The organism is Streptococcus mitis, assembly GCF_946190275.1.
GTDB lineage: Bacteria > Bacillota > Bacilli > Lactobacillales > Streptococcaceae > Streptococcus > Streptococcus mitis_DC.
The window spans coordinates 216,788-239,184 of the sequence record NZ_CAMHZQ010000001.1; the positions used below are offsets into that span (position 1 = coordinate 216,788).

A 22,397-nucleotide genomic window follows, 5' to 3' on the forward strand; every position below is an offset into this window, starting at 1 on the left:
CGTCCCGACCTCTTACCTGGTTAGCTAATCACTAGCAACTATGAATATTCACTTGGGCTAAAAACATCCACTGGATGTTCCAACTCTTCCCAATTTCTGGGAGTTGGGCTGATACAGTCTCCCAGACTGTATCACTCCTCCATAAAGCTGTTGAAGACTTCTTCAATCATGTTCCATTCGTCTTCTGAGTCTTCTGGAATTGGTTGCAATTCGCCTTCTGTTCCATCTTCGTTTTCGATGAATGAGTAAGCTTGGATTTCAACTTGTCCGTCTTCGTCTTCTTCTGCGTTAACTGGTACTAGAAGAACATAGTTTTTCCCAAATTCTTCTTTTCCATCAATCGTCAAAAGGATTTCAAACAAGGTTTCATTTCCTTGTTCATCTACTAGTGTAATTAATTCACGTTCTTCGTGGTCGTGGTTATGATCGTGTGACATAGCCTCTCCTTTATATTAAAATTTTCTATCTAAATAATTTTGTAAAATCAGCTGAGCTGCTAACTTATCAATGACTTTCTTGCGCTTGTTACGGCTAATATCTGCTTGCTCAATCAACATGCGCTCTGCGGCAACTGTTGTCAAGCGTTCATCTTGATAGTCTACTGGTAAACCAAAAAGCTCTTCTAACTTTGCTCCGTATGCTTGACTAGCTTCCACGCGCGGTCCGCTTGTATTGTTCATGTTTTTAGGCAAGCCCACTACAAATCGTTCCACCTTGTAAGTATCAACCAACTCCTTAACGCGGTCAAAACCAAATTGGCCTTGCTCCTCATTGATTTGGATGATTTCAAGCCCTTGAGCTGTAAAACCGAGCGGATCGCTAATAGCTACCCCTACCGTTTTTGAACCGACGTCCAATCCCATAATTCTCATAGGTTACAGATCGACTCCTTGTCCTTTAAGGTAGTAGCGGACCAATTCCTCAACGATTTCATCGCGCTCATACTTACGGATTTGATTTCGTGCATTATTATAACGAGGAACGTAGGCAGGGTCTCCACTCAATACGTAACCTACGATTTGGTTGATTGGGTTGTAGCCCTTATCGTTCAACGAAGCATAGACATCAGTCAAAGTTTCGCTAATTTCTTTTTTATTGGAATCGTCCAATTTAAAACGTACTGTTTCTTCAGTAAATCCCATTCTAACACCCTCTTTCCTTAGAATAGTACCATTATAGCATAATTCCTTACGTTCTACAATTCAGGCAGTCTATTTATTTGGATTTTCTACTGTTCTGTCGCACCATTTGCCAATCTGTCTGAAATATATTTGCTTGGTTCATTCTTCAAGAGATTTTCTAAACCAATGTTCTTCAAATATTCTAACTGAGAAGCCTTCTTGACATCCAAAACTTGAAAATCAAAACTAGTCGTTGTTTGAAGTTCGGTTGCACTCAATAGTTTAGTTTCAAGCTTAAATCCTGCCAATTTACGAGCTTCTATGATGGACTCATCCTTCTCCTCCGCCTCGAGAAGAGCTTTTTGAGTTTCTTCCACACCATGTTGGTCAATATAGGTCTTCAACTCATCTGAGACTGGACGCTTTTGTTGAATGGTTAGGTTCAAAAAAGTCTTGTCTTTATAAGTAATGGTTTGGGTTTGCTGGCTACCATCATCTGATTTCGGCAAGACCAAAGTCTTGGTTACAACTGTATTCTTCTCAGCATTTTCAATAACTGGCAATGCCGACTGAAGCGTATCCTTTTCTGTTTTTGTAGCTGGTCCAGTTTCTTTTTTCTGTCCGCAACCAACCAGGACAAAAAGGAAAGCTAGACTAACAAGAACTATTTTTTTCATTTCTTTCTTCCTTCTTTTTGAAATTAAAATAGAATAAGACTGGGAGTTGCTCCCAGTCTTGATGTTTATAGAGCTGCACGCAAACGTGCTTCTGCATTTTCTACATTACGGACAGAGCGTGGTAGGAAGGCACGAATATCGTCTTCCTTGTAGCCAACTTGCAGGCGTTTTTCATCCACAAGAATTGGGCTCTTTAAAATTCTCGGTGTTTCCATAATCAGATTGAGGACTTCGTTGACACTCAAATCTTCAATATCCACTCCAAGGGCTTTGGCATAGCGATTTTTAGACGAAACGATGCTGGCTATTCCGTTATCTGTTTTTGTCAGAATATCCAGTAATTCTTCCCTCGTAATTCCTTCTTTACCAAGGTTTTGTTCTTTATAACTTAACTGGTGGGCATTGAGCCAGGTTTTTGCTTTTTTACAGCTAGTACAACTTGAGACTGTATAAATTTTAATCATGTACCTACCCCTTTCGCTACATGTTACTATCAGTTTAGTCTATTATACCATAAAAAACATCCGACTTGCGACCTATTTTTAAATTTTTTTGACTTTTTTCGTCATTTTCGTACTTTTTTCTTGACAAAATGAAATTTACAGCCATTCTTGATATTTCTTGATATAGATTTTTTTCACAATTGTCACGCTAATCATATACAAAATAATGATGAAAAGTAAAAAGATGAAATAAATCGGTTTTAAAGGAGTTAGATGGAGAAGGCTAGCTAGTGGACTGTAGGGAAGGAAGGTCACAAAGGCTGCAGCCAATAAGGTTGTCACAAGGACTAGCCAAGCTGGACGACTTTGTAAAAAGGGAATTTTGGCTGAACGCAGCATATGGATAACCATGGTCTGTGACCACATGGACTCGATAAACCAACCTGTCTGAAACAAGACAATAAATCCTACGGCAGACTCCGCTCCATGGACATAGGCTTGACCTGTCGTCATGGGTACAATGATAAAATAAAGCAAACTGAAGGTCAAAATATCAAAGGCAGAAGAGATAGGTCCCATCCAAATCATGAAACGTGTGATGGACTTAGCTTCCCAGGTATGCGGATTTCTCAAAAAATCTTTATCCACCTTGTCAAAAGGCAAGGCAATACAAGACAAATCATAGACTAGATTTAGGATAATCAAATGGACTGGTGCCATTGGTAAAAATGGCAAAAAGATTCCAGAGACCAATAGGGATAAGATATTTCCAAAATTAGAACTCACTGTCATCTTGATATATTTGGTCATATTGGCATAGACCTTACGACCTTCAACAAGTCCTTTTTCAAGCACCATGAGATCCTTATCAAGCAGGATAACATCAGCTGTTTCTTTAGCAATATCTACCGCTGTATCAACAGAAATCCCCACATCTGCAACTTTCATAGAAGGAGCATCATTGATTCCATCTCCCATATAGCCGACAGCATGACCATTAGCCTTAAATTGCAAAATAATCCGTGCTTTTTGGTCAGGAGAAAGTTTGGCAAAGACTGTTACCTCCTCTACGACTTGAGCCAATTCTTGATCACTCATCTGATCAATTTCAAATCCCAACAGCATCTGATTGATATCCAAACCAACCTTTTCACAGACTGCTTGGGTAACCTTTTCGTTGTCTCCCGTCAAAATCTTTGTTTGAACTCCATGTTCTAACAGAGCCTTAATTGCTGGTGCTGCAGATGGTTTTGGTGGATCTAGGAAGGCTAAATAACCAGTTAGAATCATATCCCCTTCGTCATCAACTGTATAGGCATGACCTTCCCTCAAACCTGACTTATAGGCCACTCCCAAGACACGCAAACCTTGTTGATTGAGTTGTCGGACTTCTGCTAAAATTTCTTCTCTAATAGCATCTGTCAAGGGAGTAATCACTCCTTGATATTCCGCATGACTGGAAATCGTCAACATCTCCTCTAGAGCACCCTTGGTTACCAAACTAACCACTTCGTGTTCATCCTTGACGATGACACTCATCCGTCTACGTTCAAAATCAAAGGGAAGCTCATCTATTTTTTGAAAAGTTTGAGCCAGATTTTGGAGGATATCGTGTTCTTTTGCTTCCTTTTCAGTCCGTTTGATGATGGCTCTGTCCATCAAATTTTTCAAGCCCGTTTGAAAATAAGAATTGAGATAAGCTCGTCTCAAGACAGTCAAATCCAAGCGTCCGTGAATGTCCAAGGGATATTCAAGGACAATTTCGTCTTGGGTTAGAGTTCCTGTCTTATCTGTACACAAGATATCAATCGCCCCCAAATCCTGTATGGCATTGAGTTTCTTGATAACCACTTTTTCCTTAGCCATGATAATGGAGCCTTTTGCTAGGCTAGCGGTAATAATCATAGGAAGCATCTCAGGTGTCAATCCAACACCAACACTCAAAGCAAATACGCCAGCTTCCAGCCAGTCGCCATCTGTTAAACCATTGGACAAGAAAACGATGGGCACCATGACCAACATCAAACGGATCAAGAGCCAAGAGATACTATTCATCTCCCGCTCAAACGAAGTGGGCTCGTCATAGGTGTTCAGAGTCTGCTCAATGGCCCCCATCATGGTAGCATCACCAACCGCCAAAACCACGGCCTTGGCACTACCAGATAAGACATTGGTTCCCATAAAAGCCAAGGATTCGGCTTCGAGAAGACTATCAGGTTGTTGAACTGTTGCCTTGGTCAAGGCCAATTTTTCAACAGAATCACTTTCTCCTGTCAAGCCCGACTGTTGGACAAAGAAATCGCGCGACTCAAATAAAAGAATATCTGCTGGAATCATATCTCCAGCGCTTAATTTAACCACGTCACCTACTACCAAGTCATCGATAGGTACTTCTTGAATTTCTCCTTGACGAATGACTGTCGCTGTGTTGACAATCATTTTTGAAAGATTGGTGGCTGCCTTATCACTACGGAGTTCTTGGACAAAGCGTATGCCACCAGAAATGAGGACTAGGACAACGATGATAATGGAAGTCGTCGGATCTTCTTGACCTGGTTTTGCCAACCAGACATTGGTCACTAAGGAAATCACGGCGATGACCAGCAAGATGATTGTAAAAGGATTGATAATCGATTCGTAAATCTTTTTCAAAATCGAATCTTCTTGGCCTTTGGTAATCACATTTTCGCCATAGAGGTCACGATTTTTTTCGACCTGTTCCTCTGTCAAGCCGTTTAAACTGGTATGATAAAAAGTTAGACTCTCGTCTAAAGGGACTTGAATAGCTGTTGCTAATCTTTCTTTTGTAGTTTTCATTGGTTTCTCCTATCTGTATGAATGATGTGTTTCATACACAGAGACCAATCACTTTATAAGGGCAGAACGACACAAATCAGCGATTGGCTGTGTATGTGCGGCTCCGGATGATCGTCAATTTGCATCGTCTATCTCCTTTCTTTGATTTAAACAGTAGAAAATCCCACCATAAAATGGCAGGATTAAAAAACTAATTATCTGTTTTTCGTTCAAGCTTTAACTCCATAGGGCAATGTAATGAGCTTAGTCTTGGCCTTCGCGACCAGGACTGTTGACCAACGAGTAGTGTCTCCACTGCTTTGCGGTAGTCATCCGTATCCCTATGGTAGCCTCACCTACCGTTTTCATCTTTCAGTATAAACCTTTAAAATTTAAAAGTCAATCATTTGAGTTGTTTAACTCTTAAATAACTATCAACTCTTTTGGAGCTAAGGTCAACAATTCACAACCTGTCTCTGTAATCAGGATATCATCCTCGATACGAACGCCATATTTGCCTTCGATATAGATACCTGGTTCATCGGTCAAGGCCATACCCGCCTTAATAGTTTCTGTAGAAGTCTGGCTAAAGTAAGGTTCTTCATGGATGTCCAGTCCAATACCGTGACCAATACCGTGTGTAAAGTAGTCGCCATAGCCTGCTTCGATGATAATATCACGAGGAATTTTATCAAAGTCTCGGAAACCTAATCCTGCCTTAGCCTGGTCAATCAAGGCTTGGTTGGCTTTCAAAACCGTATTGTAAATCTCTGCTTGCTCGTCGCTAACATGCCCTAGATAGATAGTCCGTGTCATATCACTGACATAGTGGTCATAAAGGCAACCGAAGTCCATTGTAATGGCTTCTCCTAGCTCCACTGGTTTGTGCATAGGATGGGCATGGGGTTTAGAAGAATTGATACCGCTAGCTAGAATCGTATCAAAAGATAAGCCAGATGCTCCCAACTCACGCATGCGGAAGTCAAGGAAGTTGGCAATCTCAATTTCAGTCTTTCCTGGCTTAATAAAGTCAAGCGCATCGCGGAAAGCTTGGTCTGAGATAGAACAAGCCTTGCGAATAGCTGCAATCTCCGCTTCATCCTTAATCATTCGAAGACCTTCGACAAACTGAGTTTGTGGAAGCAAGTCAATTCCTTCAAAGGCTGCCTGCATACGGTGATAATAAGAGACCGAAATCTCATCCTCAAAACCGATTCGAGACAAGCCCATGTCCTTGACAATTCCTTCAATGACAGCCAATTCATCGCGATCTGCTACGATTTCAAAGCCACTGGTTTCTTGCTTGGCTGCAATGATATAGCGAGAGTCTGTCACCAAGACCTGACGGTCACGACTGATAAAGACTGTTCCGTTTGAGCCCCAAAAACCAGTCAGGTAATAGACGTTTTTAAGGTTGTTGATGATGATACCATCTAGTTCTTTTTCTTGCATTTTAGCTAGAAATGCTTGTACGCGTTTATTCATGATGTAATTTTCCTTTCAAATACTGTCCTGTGTAGCTGGCTTCATTGGCCGCTACTTCTTCTGGAGTTCCTGTTGCGATGATGGTTCCACCGCCGACACCGCCCTCAGGTCCCAAGTCAATAATATGGTCTGCCGTCTTGATAACATCCAGATTGTGCTCAATGACAAGAACTGTATTGCCATCATCGACAAAGCGAGCCAAGACTTTAAGCAAGCGAGCGATATCCTCGGTATGAAGACCTGTCGTCGGCTCATCCAGAATGTAGAAAGATTTTCCTGTCGATCGTTTGTGGAGTTCACTAGCCAACTTCATACGCTGGGCTTCTCCTCCAGAAAGGGTGGTAGCTGGCTGTCCTAGCGTAACATAGCCTAATCCCACATCCTTGATAGTCTGAAGTTTACGTTGAATCTTTGGAATGTGTTGGAAGAATTCCACCGCATCGTTGACAGTCATGTCCAAGACCTGCGAGATATTCTTTTCCTTGTAGTGGACTTCTAGGGTTTCACTGTTGTAGCGAGTCCCGTGGCAGACTTCACAAGCCACGTAAACATCTGGCAAGAAGTGCATCTCAATCTTGATAATCCCGTCACCTGAGCAGGCTTCACAACGACCGCCCTTGACATTGAAACTGAAACGTCCCTTCTTGTAGCCTCGAATCTTGGCTTCATTTGTCTGGGCAAATAGGTCACGTATATCGTCAAAAACTCCTGTATAGGTAGCTGGGTTAGACCTTGGTGTTCGTCCGATAGGGCTCTGGTCAATATCAATCAAACGATCAACATGCTCAATCCCTGTAATCGTTTTAAACTTACCAGGCTTATCGGAATTGCGGTTGAGCTTCTGGGCAATGGCTTTTTTGAGAATGCTGTTGATTAAGGTCGATTTCCCTGAACCTGAAACACCTGTCACCGCAATGAATTTCCCTAGTGGGAAACGAGCAGTGACATTTTGCAAGTTGTTCTCACGCGCTCCTGTCACCTCGATAAAACGACCATTTCCGGTACGGCGCTCTTCTGGTACTGGAATGGCACGTTTACCTGACAAGTACTGGCCTGTGATAGACTTGCTGTTGCGAGCCACCTGCTTGGGAGTTCCTGCAGCAACAATCTCCCCACCAAAAACACCCGCACCGGGACCAACGTCAATCAGATAATCCGCCTCACGCATGGTATCTTCGTCATGTTCCACTACTATGAGAGTGTTGCCCAAATCACGCATCTTTTTGAGACTGGCAATCAGACGGTCATTATCCCTCTGGTGAAGACCGATTGACGGCTCATCTAGGATATAGAGGACGCCTGATAGGTTGGAACCAATTTGTGTTGCCAAACGAATACGCTGACTTTCCCCACCCGAAAGGGTTCCTGCTGAGCGTGACAGAGTCAGATAGTTGAGTCCCACGTTATTAAGGAAGGTCAAACGATCCTTGATTTCCTTGAGGATTGGGCGAGCAATGATGGCTTCATTTTCAGACAAGGTCAGCTGGTTCACCAAGTCCAAGTGGTCTGCGATAGACAGGTCTGAAATTTCTCCGATATGTGGCCCTTGCTCACCACCCACACGAACAGACAAGGCCTGGTCATTGAGGCGATAACCATGACAGGTTCCGCAGGTCAGCTCATTCATGTAAAGACGCATCTGGGTGCGAGTGTAATCGCTGTTTGTCTCGTGATAGCGACGCTTGATATTATTGACAACTCCCTCAAAAGGAATATCGATATCGCGCACGCCACCAAATTCATTCTCATAGTGGAAATGGAATTCCTTACCATCAGATCCATAGAGAATCAAGTTCTTATCCTCTTCTGACAAGTCCTCAAAAGGCTTATCCATATCCACTCCAAAGGCCGTCATAGCCTGCTCTAGCATGTTTGGATAGTAGTTGGATGAGATAGGATTCCAAGGAGCCAAGGCTCCCTCGCGTAGCGTTTTGCTGGCATCTGGCACCACCAAATCAGTATCCACCTCCAGCTTGATGCCCAAGCCGTCACACTCACTACAAGAACCAAAAGGAGCATTGAATGAGAAGAGACGTGGCTCTAACTCTGGGACAGTAAAGCCACAAACTGGACAGGCATAATGCTCAGAGAAGAGCAACTCAGAGTCGTCCATGGTGTCGATAATGACATAACCTTCTGCAATACGAAGGGCAGCCTCAATGGAATCAAAGAGACGACTACGGATACCCTCCTTGATAACGATACGGTCAACCACGACATCAATATTGTGTTGCTTGCTCTTGGACAACTCTGGCACTTCGGTCACATCATAGACTTCCCCATCCACACGGACACGGACATACCCATCTTTCTGAACCTTCTCGATAACACTCTTATGTTGGCCTTTTTTCTTGCGGATGACCGGGGCCAAGATCTGCAAGCGCTGGCGTTCAGGTAACTCCAAAACCTTATCAACGATTTGCTCCACAGAAGAAGCCTTGATAGCCCCATGCCCGTTGATACAGTAAGGCGTCCCCACACGCGCGTAGAGGAGACGCAGATAGTCATTGATTTCAGTCGTCGTTCCAACCGTCGAACGAGGATTTTTACTAGTCGTTTTCTGGTCGATGGAAATAGCTGGGCTGAGACCATCAATGGCATCTACATCAGGCTTCTCCATATTTCCCAAAAACTGACGAGCATAGGCTGACAAGCTCTCCACATAGCGACGTTGTCCCTCCGCATAGAGGGTATCAAAGGCCAGACTGGATTTCCCTGAACCTGACAAACCAGTCACGACAACCAGCTTGTCTCGTGGAATCTCCACATCAATATTTTTTAAATTATGGGCACGCGCCCCATGAATGACAATTTTATCTTGCATCTTTGTTCTTTCTAGTCCATTATTGCTTACCATTATACCAAAAAAAGTGAGATTCTATTACCCAAAAGGCCGATTTTGTAGTATAATAGTACGGTGTGAAAAAATCTGAAAAATGAGAAAGGATAAGGGATATGAAACAAGTTTTTCTCTCTACAACAACTGAATTTAAAGAGATCGATACGCTTGAACCGGGTACTTGGATCAATCTCGTCAATCCGACTCAAAATGAATCACTCGAAATCGCCAACGCCTTCGATATCGATATTGCAGACCTTCGAGCACCGCTCGATGCGGAAGAAATGTCCCGTATTACCATTGAAGACGAGTACACCCTGATTATCGTTGACGTGCCAGTCACAGAAGAAAGAAATAACCGCACCTACTACGTAACCATCCCGCTTGGTATTATCATCACCGAGGAAACCATTATCACTACTTGTTTGGAACCATTACCGGTCCTCGATGTCTTTATCAACCGCCGTTTGCGTAATTTCTATACCTTCATGCGTTCGCGTTTTATCTTCCAGATTCTCTATCGCAATGCAGAGCTTTACCTAACAGCCCTTCGTTCGATTGACCGTAAGAGTGAACAAATCGAAAGTCAACTGCATCAATCAACTCGTAATGAAGAATTGATTGAGCTCATGGAATTGGAAAAAACTATCGTCTATTTCAAGGCTTCCCTCAAAACAAATGAGCGTGTGATTAAGAAATTGACCAGCTCAACCAGCAATATCAAGAAATACCTTGAGGACGAAGACCTGCTTGAAGATACCCTGATTGAAACTCAACAGGCCATCGAGATGGCAGACATTTATGGAAACGTCTTGCATTCTATGACAGAGACCTTTGCCTCTATCATTTCTAACAACCAGAACAACATCATGAAAACCTTGGCTCTTGTGACCATCGTTATGTCCATCCCAACCATGGTCTTTTCTGCCTACGGGATGAACTTTAAGGATAATGAAATCCCCCTAAACGGTGAGCCTAATGCTTTCTGGTTAATCGTCTTTATCGCCTTTGCTATGAGTGTCTCGCTCACTCTCTATCTCATCCATAAAAAATGGTTCTAAGAGGAGTTCCTATGTCTCAGATTGATCTACAAAAATTAACAAAGAAAAACCAAGAGTTTGTCCACATCGCTACCCAACAATTCATCAAAGATGGGAAAACAGACGCTGAAATCAAGACTATTTTTGAGGAAGTCATTCCTCAAATCCTTGAAGAGCAAGCCAAGGGTACGACTGCTCGTTCCCTCTATGGTGCACCAACCCATTGGGCTCATAGTTTCACTGTCAAGGAACAATATGAAAAAGAGCATCCAAAAGAAAATGATGATCCAAAACTCATGATTATGGACTCAGCTCTTTTCATCACTAGCCTCTTTGCCCTCGTCAGCGCCCTCACAACCTTCTTCTCAGCAGATCAAGCTTTCGGCTATGGATTGATTACCCTCCTCTTAGTTGGACTGGTTGGTGGATTTGCCTTCTACTTGATGTACTACTTTGTTTACCAATACTACGGGCCTGATATGGACCGCAGTCAACGTCCACCTTTCTGGAAATCTGTACTAGTTATCCTAGCATCTATGTTCCTTTGGTTGCTTGTCTTCTTTGCAACAAGCTTCCTACCAGTTAGCCTTAACCCAGTACTTGCTCCATTGCCACTGGCTATTATCGGAGCAGCCCTCCTAGCCCTTCGCTTCTACCTCAAGAAACGCTTGAATATCCGTAGCGCAAGCGCAGGACCAACACGCTATTAAGAAGAATGATAAAAGCAACTGCAGGTGCGGTTGCTTTTTCTTGCTTTCTTGATTTAAAAGCATTCTTCTGACATCCCACATAGCTCTATCTAATCTTTTGTGATAAAATAGGCTCAATCTATTTCTAGGAGGATAAAATATGGTTTCTACTATTGGTATTGTTAGTTTATCTAGTGGCATTATCGGAGAGGACTTTGTCAAATACGAAGTTGACTTGGGCGTCCAACGTCTCAAGAACCTGGGACTCAATCCTATCTTTTTGCCCCATTCTCTAAAAGGTTTAGACTTTATCAAGGACCATCCTGAAGCTCGTGCAGAGGATTTGATTCATGCCTTTTCTGATGATAGCATCGATATGATCCTATGTGCCATCGGTGGAGACGATACCTATCGCTTACTACCTTATCTTTTTGAAAATGACCAACTACAAAAGGTTATCAAACAAAAAATATTTCTTGGTTTCTCGGATACAACCATGAACCATCTCATGTTGCATAAACTAGGAATCAAGACTTTTTATGGTCAATCCTTCTTAGCAGACATTTGTGAATTGGACAAAGAAATGCTAGCCTATAGCCTTCACTACTTTAAAAAATTGATTGAGACGGGAAGAATCTCAGAAATCCGCCCTAGTGACGTTTGGTATGAGGAACGAACTGATTTTAGTCCCAAGGCTCTGGGAACACCTCGTATCAGTCATGCAAATACTGGTTTTGAGCTGTTGCAAGGAAATGCCCAGTTCGAGGGAAAAATCCTCGGTGGTTGCCTCGAATCCCTCTACGATATCTTTGACAACTCTCGATACGCAGATAGCACGGAGCTCTGCCAAAAATACAAACTTTTCCCTGACTTGTCAGACTGGGAAGGGAAAATCCTCTTGCTAGAAACAAGCGAAGAAAAGCCTGAACCAGAAGACTTCAAAAAGATGTTGCGGACTTTAAAGAACACTGGTATATTCGAGGCCATCAGTGGACTCCTGGTCGGAAAACCTATGGATGAAACTTTCTATGACGACTATAAAGAGGCACTATTGGATACCATAGACAGTAATATCCCGATTATCTATAATCTAAATGTCGGCCACGCAACTCCAAGAGCCATTGTACCCTTTGGAGTCCATGCCCATGTAAATGCACAGGAACAAGTCATTCGCTTTGACTATAACAAATAAAGCTGGGAAAAGTTTCTCAGCTTTTTTCTATATTCTCAGATATTCTAATTACCTATACTCACTGATTCCTGCCTTTCCACTCACAATCATTCTCATGGTCATCAACCAGCCCTGCTGCTTGTAGAAAAGATAAGACGGCGACTGGGCCTGTGAACTTGAAGCCTCGTTTTTTGAGATCTTTGGCTACTTTCTCAGACAAAGCGGTTTTAGCTGGAGCTTGGCGGTAATCGGGAACATCATTAACGACAGTTTTCCCCTCAACAAAAGACCAAAGATAGGCATCAAAAGAGCCGTACTCTGCCTGTAGTCGTAGAAAGGCTTGGGCGTTAGCGCGTGTAGCAAAAATCTTGGCTCTATTTCGGATGATGGCTGGATTATCCAGCAAGGCTTCCAATTCGGTATCGGTCATCTCTGCAACTGCTTGAATTTGATAGCCATGAAAGGCTTCTCGGAAAGCTTGGCGTTTGTTGAGTACCGTTTCCCAAGACAGGCCTGCCTGATAGGTTTCCATACACAATAACTCAAACAATGCTTGGTCATCATGGAGGGGCTGACCCCACTCCTCATCATGATAGGCAATGTAGAGCGGATTGGTCATCTTGACCCACGAACAACGTTTTGTCATGCTCTGCTCCTATTTGACCAACATTTTAAGGGCCGACTTGATATAGTTCTCAGCTGTATCTGTCGTTCCTTCAAAGAATTTCTTGATTTTCTTGAGTTCGGTTGCCTTGTAGCCCAGAGCCAACATGGCTTCCATGGCTTCTTCCAATTCTTGGTTTTCAGCGCTAGCTTGCACTGCCACCTTAGCAGGAAGAGCATCTCCTGCAACTACTACTTTGCCTTCCAAGTCCAGTACCATCTGCTGAGCTGTTTTCTTACCAATTTTAGGGAACTTGGTCAAGTAGGTGATGTTCTTGGTTTCAATGGCTTGAACCAAGCCAGCATTGTCATCAGCAGCGATAATAGCGAGAGCTGATACAGGGCCAATCCCAGATACCGAAATCAGACTGAGAAAGAGCTTTTTCTCATCTTCTGAGCGAAATCCATAAAGTAGATGGGCGTCTTCACGCACGACCTGATGCACATAAATTTGAGCTTCTTGGTTAACTTGACCTGAATAAGCATAAGGATTGGCCACATGCAGGATATAACCAATACCGTTGGTTTCAAGAACAATGTATTTAGCAGTAATTTTGGTAATGATTCCTTTTAAATATTCGTACATAATTTTCCTTTTCTCTTATTTCGTTTATCTAGTATATCATATTTTCTTTATCCGAGGAGCGAGGAGAAATTAACTCAAACAAAATATATCAAAAATAATCTGTGTTTATCTGTTGACATATTTAAAATTAAGTACTATAATCATCTGTAATTGAATAACTATCTTCAGGGCAGGGTGTAATTCCCTACCGGTGGTATAGCCCACGAGCCGAAAGGCATGATTTGGTGAAATTCCAAAGCCGACAGTATAGTCTGGATGAAAGAAGATGAAAGTATATTTGTGCTTTTTGCGTGCTCTGAAATGATTACTTGTCATTTCAGAGTATTTTTGTTAATCGCATAAGTTTTCTTTTGTATGCCTTGAGTAGTCCCCTATTCAAGGTATATTTTTTTGGAGGTAGTGAGATGAACGATTCAAAATATATGAAATTAGCAATAAAACTGGCACAAAAAGGGGCTGGTTACGTCAATCCCAATCCTATGGTCGGCGCAGTTATTGTAAAAGATAATCATATTATCGGACAAGGTTATCATGAGTTTTTTGGTGGCCCACATGCTGAGAGAAATGCTCTTAAAAACTGTAGAGAATCCCCTGTCGGAGCGACGCTTTATGTAACACTTGAACCCTGTTGTCACTTCGGGAAAACACCTCCCTGTATAGATGCTATAATCGATAGTGGTATTACAAGAGTAGTCATTGGAAGCCTAGACTGTAATCCTATTGTATCTGGAAAAGGAGTAAAGATACTTGAGGAAAATAATCTTCAAGTTACTGTTGGAGTTTTAGAAAATGAGTGTCTTAACTTAATAAAAAGTTTTAGAAAGTATATTACTCAGCATGTACCCTATGTTTTTATGAAATATGCAATGACAATGGATGGAAAAATAGCCACTAAAACAAATCAATCCAAATGGATTACTGGAGAAGAGGCAAGAAAGCATGTACATCAATTGCGACACCAGGTTAGTGCGATTATGGTGGGAGTCAATACTGTTATTCAAGACGATCCTTTGCTGACATGTAGATTGGAGGAAGGGAAAAATCCTATCCGTATCATATGCGATACACATTTACGAACTCCTCTTACCTCTAAAATCGTAAAAACAGCAAATGATATTAAAACTTACATTGCCACTTCCTCTGAAGACAAAAATAAAATGAAGCTATATCAAAATCATGGCTGTGAAATACTTTCCATAAAGAAAAAAGGCAATCATATAGACTTATCGAGTTTAATGCAACATCTAGGAAACATGCAGATTGATAGCCTACTTCTAGAAGGGGGCAGTCTAATGAATTGGAGTGCTTTGGAACAACAAATTGTTGATGAGCTGAAAATATATATTGCACCAAAAATTTTTGGAGGCAGTGCCAAGTTTCCTGTTGGAGGTGAAGGTATTGCTTTGCCAAATGACGCTATTAGATTGAAACCTTATGCTTTTTCTCAAATAGGAAATGACTATCTCATAGAAAGTGAAGTGATTTATCCATGTTCACAGGAATAATTGAAGAAATCGGAAAAGTTGAAAGAATACAGAAAGACTCTCGTAATTGCAAACTATCAATTAAAGCCTCAAAAATATTAACAGATATCCATTTAGGCGATAGTATAGCAGTAAATGGTATCTGTCTTACAGTTACTCATTTCAATCATCAAGCCTTTACAGTTGATGTAATGAATGAAACATGGAGTCGAACAGCCCTTACTCTATTAAAACATGGAAGTGAGGTAAATCTAGAAAGAGCCTTATCTGTCAACGGTCGACTTGGGGGTCACGTCGTTACAGGACACATTGATGGTACAGGAAAAATCTCGTCAATAAAAAAAGATGATAATGCTGTATGGTATCAAATCAACACACAAAAAGAAATTTTAGATTTAATAGTTGAAAAAGGATCTATTACAATTGACGGCATTAGTCTGACTGTCGCTAAAGTCTCCAAACTAAACTTTTCAGTATCTGTTATCCCTCATACCTTGGAACAAACCATTCTTAAGAGTAAACAAGTCGGGAGTACAGTAAATCTTGAAAATGATATCTTAGGTAAATATGTGCAAAAACTGATGGATAATTCTCCAAAATCAGAAATATCTAGAGAACTATTATATCAAAATGGATTTTAGTAGAAAGGATGATCAGTCAATGGAATATCGAAAAATACAAGAAGCATTAGAAACATTGCAGAAGGGACGACTTGTTCTTGTTATAGATGACAAGGATAGAGAAAACGAAGGAGACTTAATTTGTTCCGCACAAGCAGCTACAACAGAAAATGTTAATTTCATGGCTACTTATGCCAAAGGATTAATTTGTATGCCTATGAGCGAACGTTTAGCTAATCAATTAATGCTTTCACCTATGGTTGAAAACAATACAGATAATCATAAGACTGCTTTTACAGTTTCAATTGATTATAAGGAAACGACCACAGGTATTTCTGCAGAGGAAAGAGGACTGACCGCACGTATGTGTGTAGCTGAAGATATAACACCTTCTGATTTTCGCAGGCCAGGACATATGTTTCCTTTAATTGCGAAAAACGGTGGTGTTCTAGAAAGAAATGGACACACTGAAGCAACAGTTGATCTATTAAAATTAGCAGGACTAAAAGAGTGTGGCCTATGTTGTGAAATAATGAATCATGATGGCAAAATGATGAGAACAGATGATTTAATTCAGTTCTCTAAGAAACACAATATTCCACTAATCACCATCAAAGAATTACAAGAATATAGAAAAGTATATGATCAGCTGGTAGAACGAGTTTCAACTGTCAATATGCCTACTAGATACGGTAATTTTAAAGCAATTAGCTATATAGATAAACTAAATGGGGAACATCATCTTGCTCTTATTATGGGAAATATAGAGGATGAAGCCAATGTATTATGTCGGGTCCACTCCGAATGTTTAACAGGAGATGTTTTAGGCTCTTTACGGTGCGATTGTGGACAGCAATTCGATAAAGCTATGAAAATGATTGCTGAGAATGGTTCGGGTGTCTTACTTTACTTGCGACAGGAAGGACGAGGAATTGGACTTATCAATAAATTAAAAGCCTATCATTTACAAGATCAAGGAATGGATACGCTCGATGCCAATCTTGCATTAGGCTTTGAAGGTGATTTAAGAGAATATTATATTGGAGCACAAATGCTTAAAGACCTGGGACTACAGTCACTTCATTTACTGACAAATAATCCTGACAAGGTTGAACAGTTAGAAAAATATGGAATTACCATTTCCAGTAGAATACCAATCGAAATAGAAGCCAATCCTTACGATAGTTTTTATTTAGAAACAAAGAAAAATCGAATGGGTCACATTTTAAATATGGAGGAAAAATAAATGAACACTTATGAAGGTAATTTAGTAGCGAACAATATTAAAATAGGTATTGTTGTAGCGAGATTTAATGAATTTATAACTTCAAAATTATTATCTGGAGCACTAGATAATCTCAAAAGAGAGAATGTAAATGAGAAAGATATCGAGGTAGCCTGGGTTCCAGGAGCTTTTGAAATACCACTGATTGCATCAAAAATGGCAAAAAGTAAAAAATATGATGCAATCATCTGCCTAGGAGCTGTTATTAGAGGTAGTACAAGTCATTATGATTATGTATGTAGTGAGGTATCTAAGGGAATCGCCCAAATCAGTTTAAATAGCGAAATCCCAGTTATGTTTGGCGTTCTAACGACAGATACAATTGAACAAGCCATAGAGCGAGCTGGTACTAAAGCAGGAAATAAGGGTTCTGAGTGTGCACAAGGAGCTATTGAAATGGTCAACCTAATTCGTACATTGGACGCATAAAACAGACTCTACTTTTAGACGAATAAAGAAACTTGGTAAAATCACAATTTAGTACTCTATGAAAATCATAGAGCAAACTAGGAAGCCAGTCGCAGATTGGTAGAACACAGCTTCGATGTTACAGACAAAACTGACAAAATTAGCTCAAAACACTATTTTGAGATTACTGATAAAACTGACGTGGTTTATAGAGATTTTTTACGAGTATTCGGAAGAAAAAAAGTAAATATTTCCATGATAAAACGCATAAAATCAAGGTTTTTGAACACCTGATTTTATGCGTTTTTCTGATTTTGAAAATTTTTCCCAGACTTTTTGCACTTTTAATATTTCCCCAACTCACGGAGACTGGTGTGATTTTCCTGAATGCGTCGGAACATCTTTTCCATATCCGACTTGGTAAAATGCACCAAAACAGGACGTCCATGAGGACAGTTGTAGGGATTGTCACATTGAGAAAGTTGATAAAGGAGCTGTCTAGCCGAATGGTCATCGATACGATGGTTGGCCTTAATAGACCGCTTGCAAGACATCATGATAGCCAGCTCTGCCCGGTATTTCTTGATAGAAACTTCCTTGGTTAAAAGGAGCATGTCGCACATTTCATAGATGCCTGACTCAATCTCCTCCTCTGCCATCCAAATAGGATGTTCACGCAGGATAAATTGATTTTCTCCGTACTCTGCTAGAAAGACGCCCACTTCCTCCAAATGTGTCATTCTTTCCTTGAGACGGAGGGCATCATCCGCTGGAAATTCAAAGATATAGGGCACTAGGAGTTGCTGCTGGCTCTGGTCAACATTGCCAATGCTTTCACGGTACTCCTCGTACTTAACCCGTTCCTGCGCCGCGTGCTGGTCTATGATATAGAGCCCATCTCGCCCTTGGGCAAAGAGATAAGTCCCGTGCATTTGCCCGAAAAATTCCAACTCTGGGAAGCTTGAAGATTCTTCTCGCTCCAGCTTGTCATAGGCCTTATCCAGACTGGCTAAATCTAGCTCTGGATGGTCTAGTTGGTCATAATTAGCAGGCTTTCTCTCTGCAAAATGCAGTTTTGCTGGCTTAGTCAATTGATCCAAGGTTTCCTTGGCAAACAGGGTCAAGTCTTGTCCTGCATCAGTCAATTCAACCTGATAATCAGCTACTTCAGCTTGACTAGGTCTTGTCGGCTCAGTATTCTCATAGTAGAGCGTATTTTCTTTGAGTGGGAGAATAGTTTGCTCCACCTTCTCACGATTGCGCACAGTCGATTTGGCAAGATTTTCCAAGGCATCTGGTATCAAGGTTTGTTCCTTGAGACTGTTTGCAATAGCTTCTGAAACCAAGGCCATCAATTCTTTTTCCTTGGAAATCCGCACCTCTTGCTTGGTTGGATGAACATTGACATCCGCTAGATAAGGGTCAATATGGATATGAATGACAGCCAACGGAAAGCGTCCCACCATGAGCTTACTGCCATAGCCGTCTAGAATTGCACGATTGAGCAGAAAGTTCTTGATATAACGGCCATTGATGAAGAGGCTGATATAGTTGCGGTTGGCTCTAGTTAACTCAGGCAAGGACACAAAACCTGAAATTTCGAAATCAAGGTCAGAATTCTCAATTTCAATCATCTTCTTGGCACTCGCCAAACCGTAAATCCCTGCAATAGCTTGACGCAGTTGACCAGTCCCAGCCGTCCGCGTCATTTCCTTGCCATCACTAATCAAACTGAAGGAAATCTCAGGATGGGCCAAGCCCAAACGGTTGACAATATCAATGATATGAGACAACTCTGCTTGCTGGCTCTTCATATACTTGAGGCGGGCAGGCGTGTTGAAAAAGAGGTCCTCCACACAAACCTTGGTTCCCACAGGACTAGTCGCTGGGATGACTTCCTCAACTTCACCCCCACGCGCGACTAACTTGGTTCCATGACTTGCGCCCTCCACCGCCGTCAACAGAGATAGGACACTGACAGAAGCGATAGAAGGCAGGGCTTCACCACGAAAACCAAGCGTTCGAATCCGAAAGAGGTCTGCTTGATTTTTTATCTTACTAGTCGCATGGCGACGCAGTGCTAATTCTACTTCATCGTGGGCAATTCCATGACCATTATCTGTGATTTGGATTTTCTTGAGACCAGCTTCCTCAATCTCAATGATAATCTGACTAGAGCCAGCGTCAATGGCGTTTTCTACCAGCTCCTTAACAACGCTAGCTGGACGCTCGATAACCTCTCCAGCTGCAATCTGGTTTGCCAACACCTCTGGTAATTCAATAATATGAGACATTTTTCAGCCCCTTTCCGTATCTATTTTCCTAGAAATTGATTAGTGCTATTATACCATATTTCAGAAAGGACAGAAAAGCTAGCACCACATAGAAGCCAAATCCCTCCACATAGACAAAGTCCCTTGCCATAGGCTATAAAATAGTGTTTAATAAAAGTGTACAAGAAGTGATCACAACCTTGTATAACTGAAAAGGAGAGAAATTTATGAAAGTAGAACTACAGATTAGTGAAACTTACAAGGAGGAAAAGCTGATTGTCCAAGCACCTCAAGAAACCGAAAAAGTCCAAAAAGTCATCGAGTTCGCAGAAAATCTGGACCGAACAGAAACAATCAAAGGAAAGATTGATGATCAGGTCTATCTAGTTAAGATTAGCAAGATTCAACGCTTCTATATCGAGAATCGGAAGGTTCTAGCAGAAACCGCGAGTCAGACCTACAGCATTGACTTACGACTCTATCAGATCCTTGAACTCTTGCCAACCAATTTTATCCAAATTTCCCAATCAGAAATCATCAATATCGATTCCATCTCTCATCTCAAGCTCACCCCCAACGGCCTAGTAGAAATTTTCTTGAAAAACGAAAGCTTCACCTACTCTTCACGCCGTTATCTAAAAACCATCAAGGAGAAATTAGAACTATGAAAAAACAAATCTTCCACGACGCAGCTACTGGTGTTCTTATCGGCCTCATCCTCTCTATCATCTTTTCACTCATTTATGCACCAAGTACCTACGCCCCGTTAAGTCCCGACTCTCTCATCGGCCAAGTGATGGCTCAACATCAGGTTCACGGTGCCCTGGTCTTGCTCTACTGTACTCTTATCTGGGCAGCCATCGGTATGCTCTTCAACTTTGGCAACCGCTTATTCAGCCGTGACTGGAGCATGCTTCGTGCGACGCTTTCCCATTTCTTCCTCATGCTAGTAGGCTTTATCCCACTAGCAACTCTAGCAGGTTGGTTCCCCTTCCACTGGATCTTCTATCTCCAGCTCATTATCGAGTTTTCAATTGTCTACCTCATCATTTGGACTATTTCCTATAAAAGAGCATCAAAAAAAGTAGACCATATCAATCAACTCTTGAAGCATAAAAAGTAAGAACCTCATAATAAGCAAATCCGAGAAAGAAACTTCTCGGTTTTTCTTTATCCTGCTGCACCTTTCTATCATAGCGGTTATTTTCAGATCTTCTTTGTAAATTTTCTGTAATTTTCTATCTTTTTTCAAAATATTCTTGCATTTTCCCAAAGTTTTTTGTAAAATATAGATTACATATCCAGATTATTCTGAAAATTCAAAAAGGAGTACTTATCATGTCGCAAGCTATTTCGTTAAATCAATCAACCTGGACAAGTAAACTAAAAGCAATGGGACCTGGAATCCTAATGGCTTCTGCTGCTGTTGGAGGTTCTCACATTGTATCTTCCACTCAAGCTGGTGGTTCTTACGGTTGGTCTCTACTTCTCTTGGTCATCTTAGCCAATGTCTTTAAATATCCATTTTTCCGTTTTGGTGCTGAATACACCGCTGATACTGGAAAGACTTTGGTTGAAGGTTATGCCGAAAAAGGAAAACTCTATCTCTGGATTTTCTTTATCCTCAATGTCTTTTCGGCTATGGTCAACACAGCTGGTGTCGCCATTCTGTGCTCAGCTATCATCGCCAGCGCCTTCCCAATGATCGGTCTTAGCATCACTCAGTGGTCCCTCATTCTCGTTGCCATCATTTGGGCTATGTTACTCTTTGGAGGCTACAAACTCTTAGACGGCATGGCAAAATGGATCATGTCAGCTTTGACCATTGCAACTGTTCTTGCAGTTATCATCGCGGCAATCAAGCATCCAGAATACAGCTCTGATTTTGTCGAAAAGACACCTTGGCAAATGGCAGCTCTACCCTTCATCGTTTCCCTCTTAGGGTGGATGCCGGCTCCTATTGAAATTTCAGCTATCAATTCACTTTGGTCTGCTGAAAAGAAAAAGACCGTCAACTTTAACACAGAGGACGCTCTATTTGACTTTAACGTTGGTTACATTGGAACAGCCATCCTAGCTGTGTTCTTTGTAGCACTGGGAGCATTGATTCAATATCCTACAGGGCAAGCAGTTGAAGCTGCTTCAGCCAAATACATCTCTCAATTCGTGGGCATGTATGCCTCTGTTCTTGGCGAATGGTCCCGTTACTTGATTACCTTTATTGCCTTCCTGTGTATCTTTGGAACAGTTATTACTGTTATCGATGGTTACTCTCGTGTCAATCAGGAATCTCTCCGACTGCTAATCAGTCAAAAAGAAGACAGTAGTAAATCTTTGAACATCTGGATGACCATCACTGCTATCATCGGTATCGTCATTATCAAGTTCTTCGCTGGTCAGGTTTCAACCATGCTCCGCTTTGCCATGATTGGTTCTTTCCTGACAACACCATTCTTCGCTCTTTTGAACTACGCCTTGGTAACGCGTGAAAACAAAAATCTTCCTTCTTGGCTCAAACACCTTGCCATTGCAGGATTGATTTTCCTCTTTGGCTTCGCCATCTTCTTTATCTACGCACTCGCAATCGGAAAAGCAGGATAATCGACAAAGCGCGAGATGAAGATAAGGTTTCATTTCAAGAGAAAATTCAGTAAATATTTCTATGATAAAAAGCATAAGAACAAGGTTTTTAAGACCTGAACTTATGCTTTTTTACGTTCTCAAAGACTGTTTATACTCAAAAAACAGTTGAACAACTTCAACCACCTCTTATAAGAACTTTATACTATTCGAAAATCTCTTCAAACCACGTCAGCT

Annotated in this window: 21 protein-coding genes and 2 riboswitches; of the genes, 10 read left to right on the forward strand and 11 right to left on the reverse strand. The window is 41.4% G+C overall.

The annotated features are described in order from the left end of the window. Positions 1-131: 131 nt before the first annotated feature. The 8 genes from N8M20_RS01050 to uvrA form a co-directional block, all read right to left on the reverse strand. The gene (locus N8M20_RS01050; RefSeq protein WP_000017620.1) at positions 132-437 is read right to left on the reverse strand and encodes a DUF1292 domain-containing protein; all 306 of its coding nucleotides are present in this window, start codon (positions 435-437) and stop codon (positions 132-134) included. Between the two features lie 15 nt (positions 438-452). After that, positions 453-872: a Holliday junction resolvase RuvX gene (gene ruvX, locus N8M20_RS01055; RefSeq protein WP_004239076.1), complete on the reverse strand. Its 420-nt coding sequence runs from the start codon at positions 870-872 to the stop codon at positions 453-455. Between the two features lie 3 nt (positions 873-875). Then, positions 876-1,142, reverse strand: a complete 267-nt coding sequence (locus tag N8M20_RS01060) for an IreB family regulatory phosphoprotein (protein WP_000507059.1) — start codon at positions 1,140-1,142, stop codon at positions 876-878. Positions 1,143-1,228: 86 nt separating this feature from the next. Further along, complete coding sequence (locus N8M20_RS01065; RefSeq protein ID WP_000725132.1) at positions 1,229-1,798, reverse strand: SP0191 family lipoprotein; 570 nt, start codon at positions 1,796-1,798, stop codon at positions 1,229-1,231. A gap of 65 nt (positions 1,799-1,863) precedes the next feature. Further along, positions 1,864-2,262 (reverse strand): transcriptional regulator Spx, encoded by a 399-nt coding sequence (spx, locus tag N8M20_RS01070; protein WP_000591165.1) that lies wholly within the window; start codon positions 2,260-2,262, stop codon positions 1,864-1,866. A 135-nt stretch (positions 2,263-2,397) separates the two neighbouring features. Further along, positions 2,398-5,058, reverse strand: coding sequence for a magnesium-translocating P-type ATPase (mgtA, locus tag N8M20_RS01075; RefSeq protein WP_261078751.1), 2,661 nt, complete (start codon positions 5,056-5,058; stop codon positions 2,398-2,400). 194 nt (positions 5,059-5,252) lie between these two features. Next, a riboswitch (M-box (ykoK) riboswitch) is annotated at positions 5,253-5,403 on the reverse strand. Positions 5,404-5,460: 57 nt separating this feature from the next. Beyond that, on the reverse strand, positions 5,461-6,522 hold the full coding sequence (locus N8M20_RS01080; RefSeq protein ID WP_049522456.1) for a M24 family metallopeptidase: 1,062 nt from the start codon (positions 6,520-6,522) through the stop codon (positions 5,461-5,463). Further along, positions 6,515-9,346 (reverse strand): excinuclease ABC subunit UvrA, encoded by a 2,832-nt coding sequence (gene uvrA, locus N8M20_RS01085; protein ID WP_261078753.1) that lies wholly within the window; start codon positions 9,344-9,346, stop codon positions 6,515-6,517. Before uvrA ends, N8M20_RS01080 begins: the two co-directional genes overlap by 8 nt. Before the next feature lie 131 nt (positions 9,347-9,477). Between uvrA and N8M20_RS01090 the strand changes: the two genes are divergently transcribed. From N8M20_RS01090 to N8M20_RS01100, 3 genes are all read left to right on the forward strand, one after another. Then, the gene (locus tag N8M20_RS01090) at positions 9,478-10,422 is read left to right on the forward strand and encodes a magnesium transporter CorA family protein (RefSeq protein WP_000815623.1); all 945 of its coding nucleotides are present in this window, start codon (positions 9,478-9,480) and stop codon (positions 10,420-10,422) included. An 11-nt stretch (positions 10,423-10,433) separates the two neighbouring features. Further along, complete coding sequence (locus tag N8M20_RS01095) at positions 10,434-11,111, forward strand: DUF1129 domain-containing protein (RefSeq protein ID WP_261078755.1); 678 nt, start codon at positions 10,434-10,436, stop codon at positions 11,109-11,111. Positions 11,112-11,250: 139 nt separating this feature from the next. Then, a complete protein-coding gene (locus tag N8M20_RS01100; RefSeq protein ID WP_261078756.1) occupies positions 11,251-12,282 on the forward strand; it encodes a S66 family peptidase in 1,032 nt (343 codons plus the stop codon). A 58-nt stretch (positions 12,283-12,340) separates the two neighbouring features. Here N8M20_RS01100 and N8M20_RS01105 read toward each other — a convergent pair whose 3' ends face one another. Both N8M20_RS01105 and ruvA read right to left on the reverse strand, forming a co-directional pair. Then, complete coding sequence (locus N8M20_RS01105; protein ID WP_261078757.1) at positions 12,341-12,907, reverse strand: DNA-3-methyladenine glycosylase I; 567 nt, start codon at positions 12,905-12,907, stop codon at positions 12,341-12,343. A gap of 9 nt (positions 12,908-12,916) precedes the next feature. After that, positions 12,917-13,510: a Holliday junction branch migration protein RuvA gene (ruvA, locus tag N8M20_RS01110; RefSeq protein ID WP_261078758.1), complete on the reverse strand. Its 594-nt coding sequence runs from the start codon at positions 13,508-13,510 to the stop codon at positions 12,917-12,919. A 156-nt stretch (positions 13,511-13,666) separates the two neighbouring features. After that, positions 13,667-13,781: riboswitch (FMN riboswitch) on the forward strand. A 133-nt stretch (positions 13,782-13,914) separates the two neighbouring features. Here ruvA and ribD point away from each other — a divergent pair. From ribD to ribH, 4 genes are read left to right on the forward strand one after another with little or no spacing between them, the layout of a single operon-like run. Next, positions 13,915-15,015, forward strand: a complete 1,101-nt coding sequence (gene ribD / locus N8M20_RS01115; protein ID WP_261078759.1) for a bifunctional diaminohydroxyphosphoribosylaminopyrimidine deaminase/5-amino-6-(5-phosphoribosylamino)uracil reductase RibD — start codon at positions 13,915-13,917, stop codon at positions 15,013-15,015. Continuing rightward, positions 15,000-15,635 carry a riboflavin synthase gene (gene ribE / locus N8M20_RS01120; protein WP_261078760.1) on the forward strand — a complete coding sequence of 212 codons (636 nt, stop codon included), beginning with the start codon at positions 15,000-15,002 and terminating at the stop codon, positions 15,633-15,635. The genes ribD and ribE overlap by 16 nt, the downstream gene beginning before the upstream one ends. A 19-nt stretch (positions 15,636-15,654) precedes the next feature. Beyond that, the gene (locus tag N8M20_RS01125; protein ID WP_261078761.1) at positions 15,655-16,860 is read left to right on the forward strand and encodes a bifunctional 3,4-dihydroxy-2-butanone-4-phosphate synthase/GTP cyclohydrolase II; all 1,206 of its coding nucleotides are present in this window, start codon (positions 15,655-15,657) and stop codon (positions 16,858-16,860) included. Then, positions 16,861-17,328: a 6,7-dimethyl-8-ribityllumazine synthase gene (ribH, locus tag N8M20_RS01130; protein WP_042901738.1), complete on the forward strand. Its 468-nt coding sequence runs from the start codon at positions 16,861-16,863 to the stop codon at positions 17,326-17,328. Positions 17,329-17,651: 323 nt separating this feature from the next. Here the strand turns inward: ribH and mutL are convergent, their stop codons facing one another. After that, the gene (gene mutL / locus N8M20_RS01135) at positions 17,652-19,601 is read right to left on the reverse strand and encodes a DNA mismatch repair endonuclease MutL (RefSeq protein WP_261078764.1); all 1,950 of its coding nucleotides are present in this window, start codon (positions 19,599-19,601) and stop codon (positions 17,652-17,654) included. A gap of 206 nt (positions 19,602-19,807) precedes the next feature. Between mutL and N8M20_RS01140 the strand changes: the two genes are divergently transcribed. The 3 genes from N8M20_RS01140 (at position 19,808) to N8M20_RS01150 (ending at position 22,181) form a co-directional block, all read left to right on the forward strand. Further along, positions 19,808-20,248 (forward strand): LytTR family DNA-binding domain-containing protein, encoded by a 441-nt coding sequence (locus tag N8M20_RS01140; RefSeq protein ID WP_261078765.1) that lies wholly within the window; start codon positions 19,808-19,810, stop codon positions 20,246-20,248. Next, positions 20,245-20,703: a DUF3021 domain-containing protein gene (locus tag N8M20_RS01145; protein ID WP_023945133.1), complete on the forward strand. Its 459-nt coding sequence runs from the start codon at positions 20,245-20,247 to the stop codon at positions 20,701-20,703. The genes N8M20_RS01140 and N8M20_RS01145 overlap by 4 nt, the downstream gene beginning before the upstream one ends. Before the next feature lie 215 nt (positions 20,704-20,918). Next, positions 20,919-22,181, forward strand: coding sequence for an NRAMP family divalent metal transporter (locus N8M20_RS01150; RefSeq protein ID WP_023945135.1), 1,263 nt, complete (start codon positions 20,919-20,921; stop codon positions 22,179-22,181). The last annotated feature ends 216 nt before the right edge of the window (positions 22,182-22,397 follow it).

What these genes read in the sequence shown, in the direction of transcription:
- N8M20_RS01050 (WP_000017620.1), bottom strand. Translation starts at nt 437, where the DNA reads ATGTCACACGATCATAACCACGACCACGAAGAACGTGAATTAATTACA.
- ruvX (WP_004239076.1), bottom strand. Translation starts at nt 872, where the DNA reads ATGAGAATTATGGGATTGGACGTCGGTTCAAAAACGGTAGGGGTAGCT.
- N8M20_RS01060 (WP_000507059.1), bottom strand. Translation starts at nt 1,142, where the DNA reads ATGGGATTTACTGAAGAAACAGTACGTTTTAAATTGGACGATTCCAAT.
- N8M20_RS01065 (WP_000725132.1), bottom strand. Translation starts at nt 1,798, where the DNA reads ATGAAAAAAATAGTTCTTGTTAGTCTAGCTTTCCTTTTTGTCCTGGTT.
- spx (WP_000591165.1), bottom strand. Translation starts at nt 2,262, where the DNA reads ATGATTAAAATTTATACAGTCTCAAGTTGTACTAGCTGTAAAAAAGCA.
- mgtA (WP_261078751.1), bottom strand. Translation starts at nt 5,058, where the DNA reads ATGAAAACTACAAAAGAAAGATTAGCAACAGCTATTCAAGTCCCTTTA.
- N8M20_RS01080 (WP_049522456.1), bottom strand. Translation starts at nt 6,522, where the DNA reads ATGAATAAACGCGTACAAGCATTTCTAGCTAAAATGCAAGAAAAAGAA.
- uvrA (WP_261078753.1), bottom strand. Translation starts at nt 9,346, where the DNA reads ATGCAAGATAAAATTGTCATTCATGGGGCGCGTGCCCATAATTTAAAA.
- N8M20_RS01090 (WP_000815623.1), top strand. Translation starts at nt 9,478, where the DNA reads ATGAAACAAGTTTTTCTCTCTACAACAACTGAATTTAAAGAGATCGAT.
- N8M20_RS01095 (WP_261078755.1), top strand. Translation starts at nt 10,434, where the DNA reads ATGTCTCAGATTGATCTACAAAAATTAACAAAGAAAAACCAAGAGTTT.
- N8M20_RS01100 (WP_261078756.1), top strand. Translation starts at nt 11,251, where the DNA reads ATGGTTTCTACTATTGGTATTGTTAGTTTATCTAGTGGCATTATCGGA.
- N8M20_RS01105 (WP_261078757.1), bottom strand. Translation starts at nt 12,907, where the DNA reads ATGACAAAACGTTGTTCGTGGGTCAAGATGACCAATCCGCTCTACATT.
- ruvA (WP_261078758.1), bottom strand. Translation starts at nt 13,510, where the DNA reads ATGTACGAATATTTAAAAGGAATCATTACCAAAATTACTGCTAAATAC.
- ribD (WP_261078759.1), top strand. Translation starts at nt 13,915, where the DNA reads ATGAACGATTCAAAATATATGAAATTAGCAATAAAACTGGCACAAAAA.
- ribE (WP_261078760.1), top strand. Translation starts at nt 15,000, where the DNA reads ATGTTCACAGGAATAATTGAAGAAATCGGAAAAGTTGAAAGAATACAG.
- N8M20_RS01125 (WP_261078761.1), top strand. Translation starts at nt 15,655, where the DNA reads ATGGAATATCGAAAAATACAAGAAGCATTAGAAACATTGCAGAAGGGA.
- ribH (WP_042901738.1), top strand. Translation starts at nt 16,861, where the DNA reads ATGAACACTTATGAAGGTAATTTAGTAGCGAACAATATTAAAATAGGT.
- mutL (WP_261078764.1), bottom strand. Translation starts at nt 19,601, where the DNA reads ATGTCTCATATTATTGAATTACCAGAGGTGTTGGCAAACCAGATTGCA.
- N8M20_RS01140 (WP_261078765.1), top strand. Translation starts at nt 19,808, where the DNA reads ATGAAAGTAGAACTACAGATTAGTGAAACTTACAAGGAGGAAAAGCTG.
- N8M20_RS01145 (WP_023945133.1), top strand. Translation starts at nt 20,245, where the DNA reads ATGAAAAAACAAATCTTCCACGACGCAGCTACTGGTGTTCTTATCGGC.
- N8M20_RS01150 (WP_023945135.1), top strand. Translation starts at nt 20,919, where the DNA reads ATGTCGCAAGCTATTTCGTTAAATCAATCAACCTGGACAAGTAAACTA.